Raw genomic sequence first — 17817 nt, 5'->3', positions numbered from 1 at the left:
AGCCGCGAGTCCCCTGTGACTCGCGGTTCGGTTCGGGGCAGGGATAGGGTGGGAAGGTGCGTAGAGCCAAGATCGTCTGCACCCTCGGTCCAGCCACCGACACCGCCGAACGCATCCTCGAGCTGGCGATCGCCGGCATGGATGTCGCTCGGCTCAACATGAGTCACGGCGAGCAGAGTGAGCAGCTCAAGCGACTCACCCGCGTCCGCCAGGCAGCGGAGGCGACCGGCAAGGCCATCGCGGTGCTGGCCGACCTGCAGGGCCCCAAGATCCGGCTCGGCCGGTTCACCGACGGACCCCATGAGCTCAACTTCGGGGACGAGTTCACCATCACCACGCGTGACGTCCAGGGCGACCGCGCGGTCTGCTCGACGACCTACTCCGGCCTGCCCGGCGACGTCCAGGCCGGCGACGAGATCCTCATCGACGACGGCAAGGTGCGTCTGCGCGCCGTCCAGGTGACCGACACCGACGTCGTGACGACCGTCGAGGTCCCCGGCGCGGTCAGCAACAACAAGGGCATCAACCTGCCCGGCGTCAACGTCAGCGTCCCCGCCATGAGCGAGAAGGACATCGACGACCTGCGCTGGGCGCTGCGTGCCGACGTCGACTTCATCGCGCTGTCGTTCGTGCGCAACGCCGCGGACGCCGACGAGGTCCGCGCGATCATGGACGAGGAGGGCATCCACCGCCCGATCATCGCCAAGATCGAGAAGCCGCAGGCGGTCGACAACCTCGACGAGATCGTCGACGCGTTCGACGGGTTCATGGTCGCCCGCGGCGACCTGGGCGTCGAGCTGCCGCTCGAGGACGTGCCGATCGTGCAGAAGCTCATCATCGAGAAGGCGCGCCGCAACGCCAAGCCGGTGATCGTGGCCACCCAGATGCTCGAGTCGATGATCTCGGCGCCGCGACCCACGCGCGCCGAGGCCAGCGACGTCGCCAACGCCGTGCTCGACGGCGCCGACGCGGTCATGCTCTCGGGCGAGACCAGCGTCGGTCGCTTCCCGATCCAGACGGTGCGGATCATGTCGCGGATCGTCGCGTCGACCGAGGACCACGGTCTGCCCCGCATGGCCTCCTTCACGTGGGAGCCCAAGACCACGACGGGCATCATCTGCCGGGCGGCCTCGCAGGTCGCCGAGTCGGTCGAGGCCGAGCTGATGATCGCCTTCACCACGACGGGCGACTCCGCCCGCCGGATGGCTCGCTACCGCTCCTCGATCCCGGTGCTGGCGTTCACGCCGGACGTGCTCGTGCGCAACCAGCTGGCGATCACGTGGGGCGTCGAGACCTTCCTGACGCCGCAGATCAGCCACACCGACCAGATCGCGCTCCAGGTCGACCGCGAGCTGCTCGGCCAGCAGCGATGCGAGCAGGGCCGCCGCGTGGTCATCGTGGCCGGTGCCCCTCCGGGAATCCCCGGCTCGACCAACGCGCTGCGCGTGCACAAGATGGGCGACGCGATCAACCGAGTCGTCGCGGCCTACGATCCCGACGAACTGCCGCCGCCGGTCAGCTGACGCTGCGGGAATCGGGGGCGCCGCCGCGTCGGAGACGGGCGCGGTGGCGGGGCAGTTGCAGGGAGAATCGGCTCCCGCGGGGAGCCATCGGTGCCGAGAGCGGGACTCGAACCCGCACGCCCTTTCGGACAATGGTTTTTGAGACCATCGCGTCTACCATTCCGCCATCTCGGCGCACCGTCGTGCCCGATAACCTTACGGTGTGACCGAATCAGTGCAGTCGACGCCCCCCACGCCGCGTGTCGTCATCGCGGAGGACGAAGCCCTCATTCGGATGGACCTCGCCGAGATGCTGGCCGAGCAGGGCTACGAGGTCGTGGGCGAGGCCGCCGACGGCCAGGCCGCCGTCGATCTCGCGCGCGAGCACCGTCCCGAGCTCGTGATGATGGACATCCAGATGCCCGGGGTGGACGGCATCACCGCCGCCTCGCAGATCGCGGCCGAGCGCATCGCGCCCGTCGTCATGCTGACGGCCTTCAGCCAGCGTGAGCTGGTCGAGCGAGCCAGCGACGCGGGGGCCATGGCCTACCTGGTCAAGCCGTTCACCGCCTCGGACCTGGTCCCGGCGATCGAGATGGCTCGGAGCCGGTACGCCGAGCTGCGGGCGCTCGAGGCCGAGGTGGGGGATCTGCATGAGCAGCTGGCCACCCGCAAGGTCGTCGAACAGGCCAAGTCGGTGCTGCAGGAGGCTCTCGGACTGACCGAGGCGCAGGCGTTCCGCTGGATTCAGAAGACGGCCATGGACGTGCGCCTCTCGATGCGTCAGGTGGCCGAGGCCGTCATGGAGAATGGGCCGTCGTTGCAGGGTTGAGGGCCCCTCTTGTGACAACGGTTACAAGTTGGCTACGAAATGTCCCAATCACGCAACATGAGAGTTTTTGAAACCTCCGCACACTAGGTTTCATGTCACATCGTGCCGGGACGAACCGACCCGTGCGCGGATTGACTAACACGGAGGATTGATGAAGCGCTCCACCACGACGCTCCGTCTGGCCGCCCTGGCCAGCGCCAGCGCACTCGTCCTCGCCGCCTGCGGCGGCGGCGACGACAGCTCTGACGACAAAGAAAAGGAAGTTGCGAAGGGCGACGGCGAGTTCGTCGTCGGCTCGCTGCTCCCGCAGACCGGCAGCCTCGCCTTCCTCGGCCCGCCGGAGTTCGCCGGCGTGGACCTCGCCGTCAAGGAGATCAACGAGGCCGGCGGTGTGCTGGGCAAGGATGCCCGCCACGTCAAGGGCGACTCGGGCGACGCGGACTCGGGCATCGCGCCCACCGAGACCGACAAGCTGATCAAGGGCGGCTCCGACGTCATCGTCGGTGCTGCCTCGTCGGGCGTCTCGATGACCGTCATCGACAAGATCCTGGCCGCCGGCGTCGTGCAGTACTCGCCGGCCAACACGTCGACCGACTTCGACAGCGGCAAGTACGGCGAGCCCGACCTGTACTTCCGCACGGCTCCGTCCGACATCCTGCAGGGCGCTGTCATGGCGAACCTGCTGGTCGAGGACGGCCGCCAGAACGTGGCGATCCTGGCCCGCCAGGACTCGTACGGCGAGACGCTGGCCCAGGAGGTCAAGAAGGGCCTCGAGGCTGCCGGCTCCAAGGTCGCCGTCACGTCGTTCTACGGCGAGAAGGCCCCCTCGTACGATGCGCAGGTCGACGACGTCGCCGCGGCCAAGCCCGACGCCGTCGTGCTGATCGCGTTCGACGAGACCAAGAAGATCGTCCCGCAGCTCGTGGGCAAGGGTGTCGGCCCGCAGGACGTCGCGACGTACTTCGTCGACGGCAACGTCGCCGACTACTCGGGCGAGTCGTTCGCTCCGCAGCTCAAGGGCGTCAAGGGCACGGTCCCCGGCGCCGAGGCGGCCGGCGACTTCAAGCAGCGCCTGCTGGACATCGACCCGAAGCTGAAGGACTACTCCTACGCGGCCGAGTCCTACGATGCGGTCGTCACGTCGGCCCTGGCTGCCATCGCGGCCAAGAACGACTCGGGCGAGGCCATCGCCTCCGAGCTGGTCGAGGTCACCAAGGGTGGCGAGAAGTGCACGACGTTCAAGCAGTGCGCTGATCTGCTGGCCGACGGCAAGGACATCGACTACGACGGTGTCTCCGGTCCGATCGAGATGGGTGAGACGGGCAGCCCGACGTCCGCCTCCATCGGCATCTACCAGTACGACGGCAAGGGCACGTACGACTCCGTCAAGTACATCGCCGGTGACATCTGAGTCGATGACTCAGCGCTGAGAAGCACGTAGGAGGGCTCGGGGCACACGCCCCGGGCCCTTCGTCGTGCCCGACCTGCAACGGGCGTCCAGGGGCAGGCACGAGCACCCATGAGCGTCCAGGGGCAGCCGTGAGCAGCCAAGACGAACGCCCCGCCTCCTGACGGAGACGGGGCGTTCGGTGGTGCGGGGGAGTCAGCCGGCCTGCTTGCCCAGGGTGCCGAGGTAGAGCTCGATGACCTTGGGATCGTTCGCCAGCTCACGGCCCGTGCCGCTGTAGGCGGTGGTGCCCTGGTCGAGGACGTAGGCGCGGTCGCAGATCTGCAGGCAGCGACTGGCGTTCTGCTCGACCATGATGATCGAGACGCCGGCCTGGTTGATCTTGCGGGTCTGGACGAAGACCTCGTCCTGCATGACGGGGGAGAGGCCCGCGGACGGCTCGTCGAGCAGCAGCACGGACGGGTCCATCATCAGGGCGCGGCCCATCGCGACCATCTGGCGCTCGCCGCCCGACAGCGATCCGGCCCGCTGCTTGGCGCGCTGGCCCAGCGTCGGGAACAGATCGGTCACGAAGGCGAAGCGGTCCTTGAACTTCGAGGGGGCCTGGTAGCAGCCCATCTCGAGGTTCTCCTCGATCGTCAGGCTCGGGAACACGTTGTTCGTCTGGGGGACGAAGCCGATGCCCCGGCTGACCAGGACGTCGGCACGCTGATTGGTGATCTCGTCACCCTTCAGCAGCACGGTGCCCGAGTGGATCTTGACCAGGCCGAACAGGGCCTTGAGCAGCGTCGACTTGCCGGCGCCGTTCGGGCCGATGATGCCGACCAGCTCGCCGGGCTGGCAGTACAGGTCGGCGCCGTTGAGGATGTTCACGCCCGGCAGGTAGCCGGCGATGAGGTTGTCGGCGCGCACGACGGCGCCGTCGGCGCCCTCGAGGTGCTTGCGACGCTCGGACTCGGGCGTCTGCGGAGTGGGGATCGCGTCGCTCATGAATCGGCCTCCTCGGCCTTGATCTCGGCCTCGACCTCGGCCTCGAGGACGGACTCGTCCATCTCGGTGAGGTCGGTGTCGTGGTGGGCGCCCAGGTAGGCGTCGATGACACGCTGGTCGGCCATGACCGCCTCGGGCGTGCCCTCGGCGACGATCTGGCCCTGGGCCATGACGATGACCCAGTCGGAGATGTCGCGCACCATGTCCATGTCGTGCTCGACGAACAGGACCGTGCGGCCCTCGTCGCGCAGCGACTTCACGTGCCCCAGCAGCGACTGCTTGAGGGCCGGGTTCACGCCGGCCATCGGCTCGTCGAGCATGATGAGCTCGGGATCGACCATGAGGGCGCGTGCCATCTCGAGCAGCTTGCGCTGACCGCCGGACAGCGATCCGGCGAAATCCTCGCGCTTGGCGTCGAGCTTGAACCGGGTGAGCAGATCGTCCGCGCGAGCGGTGATCTCGTCCTCCTGGCCACGCCAGAACGTCTTGAAGATCGACGGGAAGAACTTCTCGCCGAGCTGGCCGGTGGCCCCCAGGCGCATGTTCTCGATGACGGTGAGCTTGGACAGCACCTTGGTCAGCTGGAACGTGCGCACCATGCCCAGGCGGGCGACCTTGTAGGCCGGCACCTTGGCCAGGGGCTTGTCGTTGAAGGCCCACGAACCGCTGTCGGGGACGTCGAATCCCGTGAGCAGGTTGAACAGGGTCGTCTTGCCCGCGCCGTTGGGTCCGATGAGCGCCGTGATGACGCCACGCTGGATCTCGACGTGCTGGACGTCGACGGCCTTGAGGCCGCCGAAGGTGCGGGTGATGTCGTCGCCCACGATGATCGGGTCGGGCTTGCGCACTCCCGGATCGTTGGGCAGGGCGGCCAGTGCCTCGCGGGCACTGTTGAGGTCAACGGGCATCGAGCGCGATCTCCCTTCGGTCGCCGAAGATCCCCTGAGGTCGGTAGATCATCAGCAGCATGAGGCCGAGGCCCATGAGGATGTAGCGGATGAGGCTGGCCTGCGTGTCGGTCATGACCGAGGCCGGGATCAACGGATCGATGCCACGCGTGGCCTGGCTGAAGAACTCGCCGAGGCCACTGATGAGGAACCAGAAGATCATGGAGCCGATGACGGGGCCCAGGACGCGGGCCGCACCACCGATCAACAACGCCGTGTAGGCGAAGAAGGTCAGGTTGGTGCTGTAGTCCGACGGGACGACCGAGCCCTGCTTCAGGGCGAAGAAGATGCCGCCCAGGCCGCCGATCACGCCACCGAGCATGAGCGCCTGCATCTTGTACAGGAACACGTTCTTGCCCAGCGAGCGCACGGCGTCCTCGTCCTCACGGATCGAGCGCAGCACGCGTCCCCAGGGGCTGCGCATGAGCGCCCAGGTCAGCAGGCAGCACAGCGCCACGACGACCCAGCCGACGGTCATCGCCCACAGGTCGTTGCGACCCCAGGAGGCGAAGCCCAGGTCGATGCCCTTGGTGTAGGGGTTGAGGTCGTTCCAGGTCTGCGTGAACCCGTTGAGTCCGTTGGAGCCGCCGAAGACCTTCTTGGTCTCGACGGCGCCGAAGACCAGGCGCAGGATCTCGGCGGCCGCGATGGTGACGATCGCCAGATAGTCCGCTCGCAGTCTCAAGGTCGGTACGCCGAGCACGAGGGCGAGCAGCAGCGCGGCGACCATGCCCAGCGCGATGCCGGCCGGCAGGGGCAGGTCGAGCCGGACCATGGCCACGGCCAGGCCGTAGGCGCCGACGGCCATGAAGCCCGCCTGGCCGAAGTTCAGCAGGCCGGTGTAGCCGAAGTGGATGTTCAGGCCGATCGCGGCGAGCGCGAACACGATCGCCTGCGGGCCGAGGGCGTTGGAGAACGCCGCGTCGATGATGTTGCCGATGTCCATGGGTCAGCCGATCCTCTCCGCGCGTCCCAGGATGCCTTGCGGCCTGATGAGCAGGATGAGGATGAGCACGATGAGCGCACCGACCTCCTTGATCGAGCTGGGCACGCCGAAGAGCGGACCGACCTCGGTGATGACGCCGATGATGAGCGAGCCGATGACGGCGCCCCACACAGTGCCCAAGCCGCCCAGGACGGTCGCGGCGAACACCATGAGCAGCAGTTGGTAGCCCATCATGAAGTTGACCTGGCTGTTGAGTCCGAGCAGGACTCCGGCCAGGGCGGAGAGCGCGGCGCCCATGGTCCACACCGACGAGACGACCCCGTCGACGCGCATGCCGGACGAGGCCGACAGCGCCGGGTTGTCCGACACGGCGCGCATGGCCTTGCCCAGACGCGTGCGGGTCATGACGGTGGCGACGACGCCGATCGCGACGACCGCGATGACCATGATCGCGATCTCCTTGTCCGAGAGGTCGAACAGGCCGAAGTCACGGGCCCGCTGCGACGTGTATTCGGTGTAGGAGCGCGTGCCGGCGCCGAAGACGAACTGGTAGACGTTGCGCAGCAACAGACCCAGACCGATCGAGACGATCATCATCGCGATGATGCCGGTGCCGCGGTTGCGCAGTGGTCGCCACAGGACGCGGTCCTGACCCCAGCCGAACAGGCCACCGATCGCGATGGTCAGCAGTCCGGCCACGATCACCGGTAGTCCGGCGGCCGCATTCAGGTAGTAGGCCGTGATCGCACCGAAGGTGATCAGCTCACCGTGCGAGAAGTTGGTCAGCCCGGTCGTGCCGAAGATCAGGGACAGTCCCATCGCCGCCAGGGCGATGATCAGGCCGTACTTCAGGCCCGAGACCAGACTGTCGACGAGGCGCTCGGCGAACGGGGTGGCCTCGACGACCTTGCCGTTCAGCGGGAACGCGACGTTCTGTCCCGACGCCAGGTTGACCGTGACCTCGAGTGTCTTCTTTCCGGTGAGCTTCACCTCGGCGGGCAGGGTGGACTCGTCGATGGAGACCGAGTACTTGCCCTTCCCGGGGATGGCGATGGCCGCCACGCCCATGTCGTTGGTGACGGCCTTGCCGATCTCGGTGTCGGAGTCGTCCGACACGGTCACCGTGACGTTGGGTACCGGGGGCGGGTTGTCGCCTGCCTTGCCGCCCTTCTGGTCGAGCAGCCGTACCCGGATCGCGGCTCCCGTCACGGGAGCGTCCGAGGCCGGCGCCGAAGCACTGGGCTGGGGGGTGGGGGACGTGGTCTCGGCGGACGCGGGGTTCGCGAGAAACACGAGCCCGGCCGTCATCACCCAGAACAGCGCCGCTGTTCGCAGTCGCACACATTCTCCTGTCGGTGTCTGCGCGCCGGTCGGGCACGCCAGAGTCGATCCCGAAGAGCATAGCCATGTGAAGAGGTCCGTGGCGGGCTCTCGCCGGTCCCTTTGGTAACAGTTCGGTTTCGATTCGAAGCCGGGAAGGTCATTCCCAGGCAGCCGCGTGGGGCGTAGGCTGTCGACGTCCCCGTCCCCCGCCCGGAGGTCCACCTCGATGGCATTGCGCCACCCCGTTGAGATTCGCGATGTCGAGCTCGACGACGCCTCCTCGCTGATCAAGCTGTGGGTAGCGTGCGCCGAGGCGGTCAGCGACGAGGGGTCCGAGGCCTACACCCAGCAGACGCTGTGGCGCTGCCCCGACGAGGCCGAGGCTCGTGCCGCGATCGAGTTCAACGCCCGCGAGCACCGCCGTCGCCTGATCGTGGCTCTCGTCGGCGGAGAGCTGGTCGGAGCCGTGGCTGCCGATCTCGCCACGCTGAACCCGATCACCATGTGCAAGGTCATGATCGTCACCGACCTGCAGGTCAAGCCGAGCCATCGCCGGCGCTCCATCGCGTCGAGCCTGCTCTCGGTGGTCGCCGCGTACGCCGAAGAGCAGGACTGCGAGCTGGTGCTCGCCAACTCCGCGGCCCACGCGCGCGAGCCCAACCGCTACCTGACGAAGCTCGGCTTCAACCAGATCGCCGTGCTGCGGGCGATCCCGGTGGGCAAGCTCAACGCCCGCCTGGCGACGAAGTCCTCGGGCTCGCGCGAGACCGGGCGGCTGCTCGCCGTCCGCCGGTCGCTGCGGCGTCGTGCCGCCGTCCGAGGCTGACGCTGTCGGACCGGCCGACTAGGGTCGTGGGGTGGACCGACTCCTGCTGATCGACGGCCATTCGGTGGCCTATCGCGCCTTCTTCGCCCTCCCCGTCGAGAACTTCTCGACCTCCACGGGACAGAGCACGAACGCCGTCTTCGGCTTCACCTCGATGCTCATCAACGTCCTGCGCGACGAGGCGCCGACCCACGTGTGCGTCGCCTTCGATCTGTCACGTCAGTCGTTCCGCACCGAGGAGTACGCCGAGTACAAGGCGAACCGGTCGAAGTCGCCCGAGGAGTTCTCCGGCCAGGTCGCCCTGGTCAAGGAGGTCCTCGATGCGATGGACATCCGCCACATCGACAAGGCCGGGTACGAGGCCGACGACATCATCGCGACGCTCGCGACCCGCGCCGAGGCCGCCGGCATGGAGGTCCTGGTCTGCTCCGGCGACCGCGACGCGATCCAGCTCGTCACCGACCAGGTGACCCTGCTGTACCCGCGCAAGGGCGTCTCGGACCTGGCCCGGATGACGCCGACGGCCGTGCAGGAGAAGTACGGCGTCCTGCCCGAGTTCTACCCCGACATCGCCGCGCTCGTGGGCGAGACCAGCGACAACCTCCCGGGCGTGCCCGGGGTCGGTCCCAAGACCGCGGCCAAGTGGATCAACAGCTACGGCACCCTCGACGCGCTGGTCGGCCACGTCGACGAGGTTCCGGGCAAGGCGGGGCAGTCGCTGCGCGACCACCTCGACTCGGTCCTGCGCAATCGTCGGCTCAACGCGCTGGTGCGCGACCTCGACCTGCCGCTCGGCCCGGCCGACCTCACGCTCGACACCGCCTTCGACCGCGAGAAGGTGCACACGGTCTTCGACTCCCTGGAGTTCAGCGCCCTGCGCGACCGACTCTTCACGACGTTCCCCGGCACGGCCGACGAGGTCGAGCCCGAGGCGGGCTTCGATCTCTCCGGCCGGGTGCTCGGTCGCGACGAGGTCGGCGCCTGGCTCGACCAGCACGCCGTCGGCGACGTCGGTCTGCACGTCCAGGGCTCCTGGGGCCGCGGCGGTGGCGACGTGATCGCGCTGGCGCTGGCCAGCGAGCAGGAGGCCGCCTGGCTCGACGTGGCCGAGCTGACCCCGCAGGACGAGGCCGCGCTGGGTGCGTGGCTCGCCGATCCCGCCCGTGGCAAGGTCCTGCACGACGCCAAGGGCCCGATGCTGGCGCTGGCCGATCGCGGCTGGATGCTGCGCGGACTGGTCGCCGACACCGCCGTGTCGGCCTATCTCGTGCGTCCCGACCAGCGGTCGTACGACCTGGCCGACCTGTCGGTCCGCTACCTCAAGCGCGAGCTGCGCGACGACGCCGCCGACAGCGGCCAGCTGTCCCTCGACACCGATGACGACGCCGAGATCGCGATGCTGCGGGCGCGCGCGACGCTCGACCTGTCCGTGGCCCTGGCCACCGAGGTCGAGCAGGCCGGCGGCACGAAGCTGCTGGCCGAGGTCGAGCTGCCCCTGGTCTCGACCCTGGCCCGGATGGAGCGGGCGGGCATCGCGGTCGACGACGAGGCGCTGCTGACCCTCGAGTCGGAGTTCGCGTCGCGCGCCCAGCAGGCCGCCGATGCCGCCTACGAGTCGATCGGCGGCAAGGAGATCAACCTCGGCTCGCCCAAGCAGCTGCAGGTCGTGCTGTTCGACGAGCTGGGCATGCCCAAGACCAAGCGCACCAAGACCGGCTACACGACCGACGCCGACTCGCTGCAGCAGCTGTACACCAAGACCGGGCACCCGTTCCTCGAGCACCTGCTGGCGCACCGCGACGTCACCAAGCTGCGCCAGACCGTCGAGACCCTGCGCCGCTCGATCTCCGACGACGGCCGGATCCACACGACCTACGCGCAGACGATCGCGGCCACGGGCCGACTGAGCTCGAACGATCCGAATCTGCAGAACATCCCGATCCGCACCGCCTCGGGGCGGCGCATCCGTGAGGCATTCGTCGTCGGCGAGGGGTACGACACCCTGCTCACCGCCGACTACAGCCAGATCGAGATGCGGATCATGGCCGACCTGTCCGAGGACGCCGACCTGATCGAGGCGTTCAACTCCGGTGAGGACTTCCACACCGTGATGGCCGCCAAGGTGTTCGAGCGCGAGCCCGAGGACATCGGCACCGAGCTGCGCGCCCGGATCAAGGCGATGAACTACGGCTTGGCCTACGGACTCTCGGCCTACGGGCTCAGCCAGCAGCTGTCGATCTCGACGGGCGAGGCCCAGGGCCTGATGGACGACTACTTCCAGCGGTTCGGCGGCGTGCGCGACTACCTGCGCAGCCTGGTCGACGAGGCGCGCCAGACCGGCTTCACCGAGACGATCATGGGCCGGCGCCGGTACCTGCCCGACCTGCAGAGCGACAACCGCCAGCGCCGTGAGATGGCCGAGCGGATGGCCCTGAACGCCCCGATCCAGGGCTCGGCCGCCGACATCATCAAGGTCGCGATGCTGAACGTCGAGCGGGCCATCGACGAGGCCGGGATGTCCTCGCGGATGCTCCTGCAGGTCCACGACGAGCTCGTGCTCGAGACCGCCGACGGCGAGCTCGAGGAGCTGACGGCGCTGGTCCGCCGCGAGATGGCGGCGGCCGCCGACCTGTCAGTCCCGCTCGACGTGTCCGTCGGGGTCGGTCGCACCTGGCACGAGGCCGGGCACTGAGGCGTCGCCCGTCCTGCTCGGTCTGAGCAGCGGCCAGACCAGCAGCAGGCTCGCCACCACGGCAGCGGTCGAGGCCATCGAGATGACCAGGCCGACGATGCCGATCGTCCAGAACCAGGCGATCGAGAAGACCACGGCCGACGCGATCCACAGCAGCACGGCCACGCCGGGGGAGCGGCGGGCGAGGGCGTCGAAGACCAGCAGGTAGACGATCGCCAGGAACGTGCCGGACAGCGCGAAGAGCCATAGGTCGTCGGCGACCTCGCGGTACTGGTCGCCGCCGACGAGGATCAGTGCCAGCCGGGGCAGCACCGCGCTGCCGGCGACGACGCACAGGCCGAGGAAGGCGACCAGGGCTGCCGCTCGCAGTCGGGTGCGGTGGGTCGAGTCGCGGGCCAGGCTGGGGAAGAACACGACGCTGACGAACTGCGGCAGGAACATCGTCGACTTGGTCAGGATCAGCCCCGAGGCGTAGAGGCCGCTGTCGTGCTCGGAGAAGCCGCCGCGTGCCAGCAGGGCGTCGACGTTGCTGAAGGCGAAGTAGGCCAGCAGTGTCGAGGCCGACGCGATCGTCTCGAAGACGAGGGGCCGCCGGCTGTGGACGTCTCCGCCGCCGGTGCCCTTGAGCAGCCCCCAGCCCAGCAGGACCGGCAGCCACGCGCCGATCGCCAGGCCGAGCATCGCGTTCGTCGCGGTCGGCTCGATCGCCAGTCCGGCCACGCCGCCGAAGAGTCGGCCGAACCCGTTGCCGAGGTACAGCGCGGCCAGCTTGCCCCAGCGCCCGGTGCCCTGCGCGACGCCCAGCTGGGCGCCGGCGAGGGTCAGCGGCACGAGCATGGCGCCGCACCAGATGACGGCCCACATCGACTCGAACGAGAACGCCGGAGTCAGGATCGGGCTCGACAACGCGGTGACGAGGCCGACCAGCAGCGACACCGCCAGGGCGACCCGCGACGCGGTGTGCACGATCTGCAGCGCCTGGCCGGGGTGGACCGAGATGCGGCGGGCGATGGACGCCTGCAGCGCCAGCGCGACGACGTTGGCGATGAGGATGAGGCTCAGCAGCGCCGTGAGGGCGCCGAACTCGGCCGGCACCAGCAGCCGCGCGGCGACGAGGTTGAACCCGTATGTCGCCACGTTCATGACCATCATGGCGACGGCGACGATGGAGCCGCTCGAGACGGTGGCGCGGGTCGATCGGTTCATGGTGCCTCCCCGTGGGCGGCGTCGGCGAAGCGCAGGACCTGGGGCATCATCCAGGCCCACACCAGCGGAGCCGACTCGGTGGTGAAGTGCAGTCCGTCCTCGTAGAGGGGGTCGTCGCCCAGCATCGGGCGGTAGCCGTCGGAGCACAGGGCGCCGAACGAGTCCACGACCGGCACGTCGTTCTGGCGGGCCCAGTCGGTCACCACCGCGTTGACCTGCTTGACCCGGTCGACGTCGTTGAGCTGTTGCATCTCGACGATGTCGAAGGCGGGGATGTCGTGGCACGCCAGCGTCGACAGGGCCAGGGTGCGGGCACCGGTCGAGCGAGCCGCCACCTGGTCGAGCGCCTCGCGGACCAGCTCTTTGTGACGGTCCGTGCCGAATTCGGCGACCTCGCCGTCGTGCACGAGGTCCGAGACGAAGGTCTGCGGCACGAAGAACAGCAACACGTCGGGCTGGTTCCTCGCGACGTCATCGGGCCACTCCTCGCGCCAGTCCAGGCAGCTGCGGGTGGGCTCGGTGGGCTCGCCGTCGACGATCTTCTGCAGGGCGAACGGGTCGCAGCCCAGGTGCGTGCTGTGCGTCAGCGAGAGCTGGCGGAACTCGTGGGTCGCGACGTTCCGGTACAGGCTGAACGGGATCGAGTTGCCCAGCAGCATGGCCGAGCGCCGTGCCTCGGCGGTGTAGGGCTCGGGCGTCAGGACGATCGGGGGCTTGTCGGCGGCGCCGTGCTGGGCGCCGCGGTCACCGTCGATCGGCTCGGAGTGGGCGACGACCACCGCGCCGGCGACCACGAGCGGCGCCGCGAGGACGGTCACGACACGTGACACCCCCCGCAGCGACGTGATCATCGGGCGACGGCCGCGGATGGGCGCCTCGATGAAGCGGTAGGTGAGCCAGGCCAGCAGCACCGCGAGGCCGACCCGCACGAGGTCGAGGGCGATGCCGTCGAGCGGCGTCGACCCGGGACGCAGGAACACGATGATCGGCCAGTGCCACAGGTAGAGCGGATAGCTGATGAGCCCGATGAAGCGGGGGATCGGGCTGCCCAGGACGGCGGTGAACGTACCGGGCCGGCCTTCCGCGGCCGCCAGGATCGTGACGAGCGCCGCCAGGCACACCGCGACGAGGCCGCCGGTGAAGACCACTCCGGAGTTCGAGTCGAGCAGGAGCATCGCGGCGACGACCGCCGCCAGGGCAGCCCACGCCTGCACGTCACGCGCGGGGGAGGCCCGCCGCTCGGTGAAGGCGGACCGGCCCAGGATGAGTGCCGCGCACACACCGATCAAGAGCTCGAAGGCTCGCGTGAAGGTGCTGTAGTACAGCTCGGTGATCTCGGCGCCGTGGAGGTAGCCGTACGCCATGGCGCCGGCGGACGCGATCGCCAGCAGGGCGAACACCGCGGCCTCCCGGTAGCGGGTCCGGGCGACGATGCCCACCGCGATCAGCAGCAGCGGGAAGACGATGTAGAACTGCTCCTCGATCGACAGCGACCACGTGTGCCGCACCGGCGACGGCAGCGAGAGCTGGTCGAAGTACTGCTCGTCGCCGAGCATGAACCGCCAGTTCGACACGTAGAACAACGAGGAGACGATGTCCCAGGCGACCGCCGAGCGGCGACCCGGCACCGTCCAGATCCAGGCCGCGGCCGCCACGGCGAGCAGCACCGTCAGCAGCGACGGCAGCAGCCGGCGCATGCGGGCGCCCCAGAAGCGGACGACGCTGATGCGGCCCCACCGGTCCTGCTCGGCCATGAGCAGGTGCGTGATCAGGAAGCCCGACAGGACGAAGAACAGATCGACGCCGAGCCAGCCGCCGGGCAGCAGGCTCTCGTCCAGGTGGAACACCAGGACGCCCGCGATCGCCACCGCTCGCAGACCGTCGAGGGCGGGGCGGTAGGGCAGCCGCGTACGCGGCGGTGCGGTGGGAGGCGACATCGGAGGGACGGGCGGCTACCGCCGTCCTCAGCGACCGTCGTCGAGGAGCCGTCGGCGGGCGCCACCGTCGGCGTAGTAGTCGTCCTCGCGCAGGCGCTGGGTGTCCTCGTGGGACATGGCCCGCGCGTCCTCACCGGCGCCGATGGCGCCGGTCTCGGAGCGACTGACGGCCCGCTCGACGTGGTGACTGAAGCCGAACAGCATGGCGCCGACGCCCGCGATTCCCACGGCCGCGACGATCGCCGCGATGGAGCGGTACAGGTACTGCTGGTTGATCGGACCGCACACGCCTTCCTGGAAGTCGTCCGCGGGCGGCTGCAACGCAGAGCCGCACTCGAAGATGGCTCCGGAACTGGTCTGGATGTCCGTGATCGGCGTCAGCAGCAGGTAGATCCCGTACGCCAGGAAGGGGATGGCGGCGAGGATCGCGACCTTCGTCCCCAGGTTGGGCAGGGGTCGAGAACGCACATCGGAGTCGTCGAGCATGTGACGCATACTACTATGACCAGCGCCGTGCGTACGCGCGGGTAACCACGAGTTAAGGCAGGAATCTGTGCGACGAGCGATCGTCCTGGCGGGGGGTCTGGGGACCCGGCTGAGGCCCGCTGTCGGCGACCTGCCGAAGCCCCTGGTCGACGTCGGCGGACAGCCGCTGGTGGCCCATCAGATCCGCCGTCTCGTCGGCGCCGGCGTGCCCGACATCGTGATCGCCGCCGGCTTCGGCGCCCAGCAGGTCGAGGACGAGCTCGGCGACGGGTCGCGCTGGCAGGCGCGGCTGACCTACAGCCGCGAGCAGCAGCCGCTGGGCACCGGCGGCGCGCTCGCCCTCGCCGCCCGCACGTGCGTCGCGCCCGATGACACGGTCGCCGTCGTGAACGGCGACCTGCTGTCGGCCCACGACCTCGCCGCCCAGATCGACGCGTTCGAGCGGTCCGGCGCCGATGTCTCGATCCACGTCCGCGAGGTCGACGACGCCCGCCCGTACGGCGTGGTCTCGCTCGACGACTCCGGGACCCGGATCACCGGCTTCCGCGAGAAGCCCCGGATCGCCGCGCCGGGGCTGGTGAACGCCGGGACGTACGTGATGCGCGGCGCCGTCCTGCTGGACCTGCCCGACACGGCGCCGCTCTCACTCGAGGTCGACGTCTTCCCGGGACTGGCCGCCGGCGCGGACGTCCGTGCCCACCGCGACGACGCACCGTTCCTCGACGTCGGCACGCCCGACGCCCTCGAGCAGGCCCGTCAGGCGTGGGCATGACCGCGCCGGCGCCCACCCGCCGGCGCGTCGCGGCACTCGACGGCATCCGCGGCAGCTTCATGGTGCTGTTCATGGCCTATCACTTCGGCCTCACGGCCGTCACGGGCGCGTGGACCGGGATCAACGTGTTCTTCGTGCTCTCCGGGTTCCTGATCGCGCGCCTGCTGATCGCCGAGCGCGAGCGGTTCGGCCGGGTCGACCTGCTGGGCTTCTACCGCCGGCGCGCCCGGCGGCTGCTCCCGGCGCTGGTGGCCCTGCTGGTCGTCGTGGCCGTGTGGGCCCTGCTGTTCGCGGACGACGCGACGCGCCGGCAGCTGCGCGGAGATCTCGTCGCGACCCTCGGCTTCGTCATGAACTGGCGCCTGATCGGCGACGCCGACCAGTACTTCGCCGAGTTCGGCTCGGCCTCGATGCTGCGCCACGCGTGGACCTTGTCGGTCGAGGAGCAGTTCTACCTCGTCGTGCCGTTGCTGCTCGCGATCCTGGCCTGGTTCCACTCGCGGCGGGTCAGCGTGCTGGTGCTGGCCTCGCTGGCCCTGCTCTCGGCCTGGTGGACCGCGCAGGTCGGCGTCGCGGACGCCTCCGCGCAGGCCCACGCCTATTACGGCACCGACACGCGCGCCCAGTCCCTGCTCGTCGGCGTGATCCTGGCGTATGTCGTGGCGGGGCGGGGGCGATCTCCGCGTACCGCCCCCTCACGTCCCCTCGTGGAGTCGGTCGCCTGGCTCGCGTTCGCCGGCACCGTCGCCGCGATGCTGTTCGTGCCGCCGATGTCGCCGTTGTTCTTCGACCACGGGGGCCTGCTCGTGCAGTCCGCCGTCGTGGCCGTGCTCGTCTGGGCGTGCGTCGTCCGCTCCGACCTCTCGCTGCAGCGGCTGCTGGACTGGCGACCGTTCACCTACCTCGGTGAGCGCAGCTACGGGCTGTACCTCTATCACTGGCCGATCAAGCTCTGGATCGAGCGTGGCTGGCCCGAGATCGGTACGGCCGCCGAGATCGTGGTCGGCTGCCTGATCACGATCGCGCTGGCCGTCGTGAGCTACCGCTATCTCGAGCGCCCGGTCCTGGACCACGGACTGCGGGGCCTCGTCCCGCGGTGGGGCCGCCCGGCATGGCTGGCAGTCGGCGCACCTGCCGGAGTCGTGGTCCTGGCGCTGATGGTGGGACAGGTCCCCGCCACGGGCCAGGCGGTCGACCCCGCGAACGTGCCGACGCTCCGCGCCGACCAGGCGCCGTACGTCCCCGGCAGCGAGCCGGCGACGATCGCGGTCTTCGGCGACTCCGTCCCCGACCGGCTCGCGGAGTCGTTCCCGCAGCAGCAGTACGAGGACCTCACCGTCGTGTCACTGGCCCAGCCGGGGTGCGACCTGCTCGACTCGCGGCTCGCCTATCGCCACGTCGAGCAGACGCCCGAGTGCCGTGCCGGCAAGCGTGACTTCGCGAGCAACGTGCGCTCGGCCGGCGCCGACACGGTGCTGGTGATGGTGCCGACGTTCGCCGCGATCCCGCACGAGGACCCCGAAGGCCGTCCGGTCTGGCTCGAGTCACGCCAGTTCCGCCGCCAGATCCTCGATGCGCTCGACCGGCTCCGTGCGGGCGCCGACGAGGCCGGCGCCGTGATGCAGGTGGCGACCCTGCCCTGCCGGGACCCGCGTCAGCTCGCCACCATCCCGGGGATCTCGGGGTACGTCGCCGACCATCCCGAGGTCATCGACGCGACCGCCGAGCCCACGACCGTCAACGGGTGGGTCCGGACGTGGGCTGCCGCGCGCGACGTCCCGCTGGTGGACCTCTACGCGGCGCTCGGCTGCGGCGACGGGCCTGTCCAGAAGATCCACGACGTCACCCTCTTCACTGACGGCCTGCACTTCGACGCCGAGGCGTCGATCATGGTGTGGAGCTGGCTGGCCCCGCTCGTTCGCGACCAAGCCGAGGAGGCCGGCCGTTGAG

At 69.4% G+C, this 17817-nt stretch carries 14 protein-coding genes and 1 tRNA gene; 7 read left to right on the top strand and 8 right to left on the bottom strand.

Translation table 11 applies throughout. The features are described from left to right. Window positions 1-56 precede the first annotated feature (56 nt). Window positions 57-1523 carry a pyruvate kinase gene (gene pyk, locus NP095_RS09400; RefSeq protein WP_256766005.1) on the top strand — a complete coding sequence of 489 codons (1467 nt, stop codon included), beginning with the start codon at window positions 57-59 and terminating at the stop codon, window positions 1521-1523. Window positions 1524-1614: 91 nt separating this feature from the next. Here pyk and NP095_RS09395 read toward each other — a convergent pair. After that, window positions 1615-1697 (bottom strand) — tRNA-Leu (locus NP095_RS09395). A 28-nt stretch (window positions 1698-1725) separates the two neighbouring features. On the opposite strand from NP095_RS09395, the gene NP095_RS09390 reads away from it, so the two are divergent. Then, complete coding sequence (locus tag NP095_RS09390) at window positions 1726-2334, top strand: ANTAR domain-containing response regulator (protein WP_256766004.1); 609 nt, start codon at window positions 1726-1728, stop codon at window positions 2332-2334. Between the two features lie 151 nt (window positions 2335-2485). Beyond that, a complete protein-coding gene (locus NP095_RS09385) occupies window positions 2486-3745 on the top strand; it encodes an ABC transporter substrate-binding protein (protein WP_249378368.1) in 1260 nt (419 codons plus the stop codon). A 192-nt stretch (window positions 3746-3937) separates the two neighbouring features. Here the strand turns inward: NP095_RS09385 and NP095_RS09380 are convergent, their stop codons facing one another. Genes NP095_RS09380 through NP095_RS09365 form a run of 4 tightly spaced genes read right to left on the bottom strand, consistent with a single transcriptional unit; the run spans window position 3938 to window position 7966 of the window. Beyond that, window positions 3938-4732 carry an ABC transporter ATP-binding protein gene (locus NP095_RS09380; protein ID WP_249378367.1) on the bottom strand — a complete coding sequence of 265 codons (795 nt, stop codon included), beginning with the start codon at window positions 4730-4732 and terminating at the stop codon, window positions 3938-3940. After that, the gene (locus tag NP095_RS09375) at window positions 4729-5640 is read right to left on the bottom strand and encodes an ABC transporter ATP-binding protein (protein ID WP_249378366.1); all 912 of its coding nucleotides are present in this window, start codon (window positions 5638-5640) and stop codon (window positions 4729-4731) included. The genes NP095_RS09380 and NP095_RS09375 overlap by 4 nt, the downstream gene beginning before the upstream one ends. After that, a complete protein-coding gene (locus NP095_RS09370; RefSeq protein WP_249378365.1) occupies window positions 5630-6625 on the bottom strand; it encodes a branched-chain amino acid ABC transporter permease in 996 nt (331 codons plus the stop codon). Before NP095_RS09370 ends, NP095_RS09375 begins: the two co-directional genes overlap by 11 nt. A gap of 3 nt (window positions 6626-6628) precedes the next feature. Then, entirely contained in the window at window positions 6629-7966 is a 1338-nt protein-coding gene (locus NP095_RS09365) for a branched-chain amino acid ABC transporter permease (protein WP_256766003.1), read from the bottom strand. A gap of 208 nt (window positions 7967-8174) precedes the next feature. Here NP095_RS09365 and NP095_RS09360 point away from each other — a divergent pair, with 208 nt between their 5' ends. Then, on the top strand, window positions 8175-8774 hold the full coding sequence (locus NP095_RS09360) for a GNAT family N-acetyltransferase (RefSeq protein ID WP_249378363.1): 600 nt from the start codon (window positions 8175-8177) through the stop codon (window positions 8772-8774). A 31-nt stretch (window positions 8775-8805) separates the two neighbouring features. Further along, window positions 8806-11466 (top strand): DNA polymerase I, encoded by a 2661-nt coding sequence (polA, locus tag NP095_RS09355; RefSeq protein WP_249378362.1) that lies wholly within the window; start codon window positions 8806-8808, stop codon window positions 11464-11466. On the opposite strand, the gene NP095_RS09350 is transcribed toward polA, so the two are convergent. From NP095_RS09350 to NP095_RS09340, 3 genes are read right to left on the bottom strand one after another with little or no spacing between them, the layout of a single operon-like run. Continuing rightward, on the bottom strand, window positions 11407-12672 hold the full coding sequence (locus NP095_RS09350) for a lipopolysaccharide biosynthesis protein (RefSeq protein ID WP_249378361.1): 1266 nt from the start codon (window positions 12670-12672) through the stop codon (window positions 11407-11409). The genes polA and NP095_RS09350 overlap by 60 nt on opposite strands. Continuing rightward, window positions 12669-14609, bottom strand: a complete 1941-nt coding sequence (locus NP095_RS09345; protein WP_256766002.1) for an acyltransferase family protein — start codon at window positions 14607-14609, stop codon at window positions 12669-12671. The genes NP095_RS09350 and NP095_RS09345 overlap by 4 nt, the downstream gene beginning before the upstream one ends. 27 nt (window positions 14610-14636) lie before the next feature. Next, the gene (locus tag NP095_RS09340; protein ID WP_249378359.1) at window positions 14637-15095 is read right to left on the bottom strand and encodes a hypothetical protein; all 459 of its coding nucleotides are present in this window, start codon (window positions 15093-15095) and stop codon (window positions 14637-14639) included. 67 nt (window positions 15096-15162) lie between these two features. On the opposite strand from NP095_RS09340, the gene NP095_RS09335 reads away from it, so the two are divergent. Beyond that, window positions 15163-15867, top strand: coding sequence for a nucleotidyltransferase family protein (locus NP095_RS09335; protein ID WP_256766001.1), 705 nt, complete (start codon window positions 15163-15165; stop codon window positions 15865-15867). Further along, window positions 15864-17816: an acyltransferase family protein gene (locus tag NP095_RS09330; protein WP_256766000.1), complete on the top strand. Its 1953-nt coding sequence runs from the start codon at window positions 15864-15866 to the stop codon at window positions 17814-17816. Before NP095_RS09335 ends, NP095_RS09330 begins: the two co-directional genes overlap by 4 nt. The last annotated feature ends 1 nt before the right edge of the window (window position 17817 follow it).

It is taken from the genome of Aeromicrobium duanguangcaii (assembly GCF_024508295.1).
In the GTDB taxonomy this organism is placed as follows: domain Bacteria; phylum Actinomycetota; class Actinomycetes; order Propionibacteriales; family Nocardioidaceae; genus Aeromicrobium; species Aeromicrobium duanguangcaii.
Note: the sequence above shows the minus strand (reverse complement) of the source record. Positions and strands in the feature narration are given on the sequence as shown.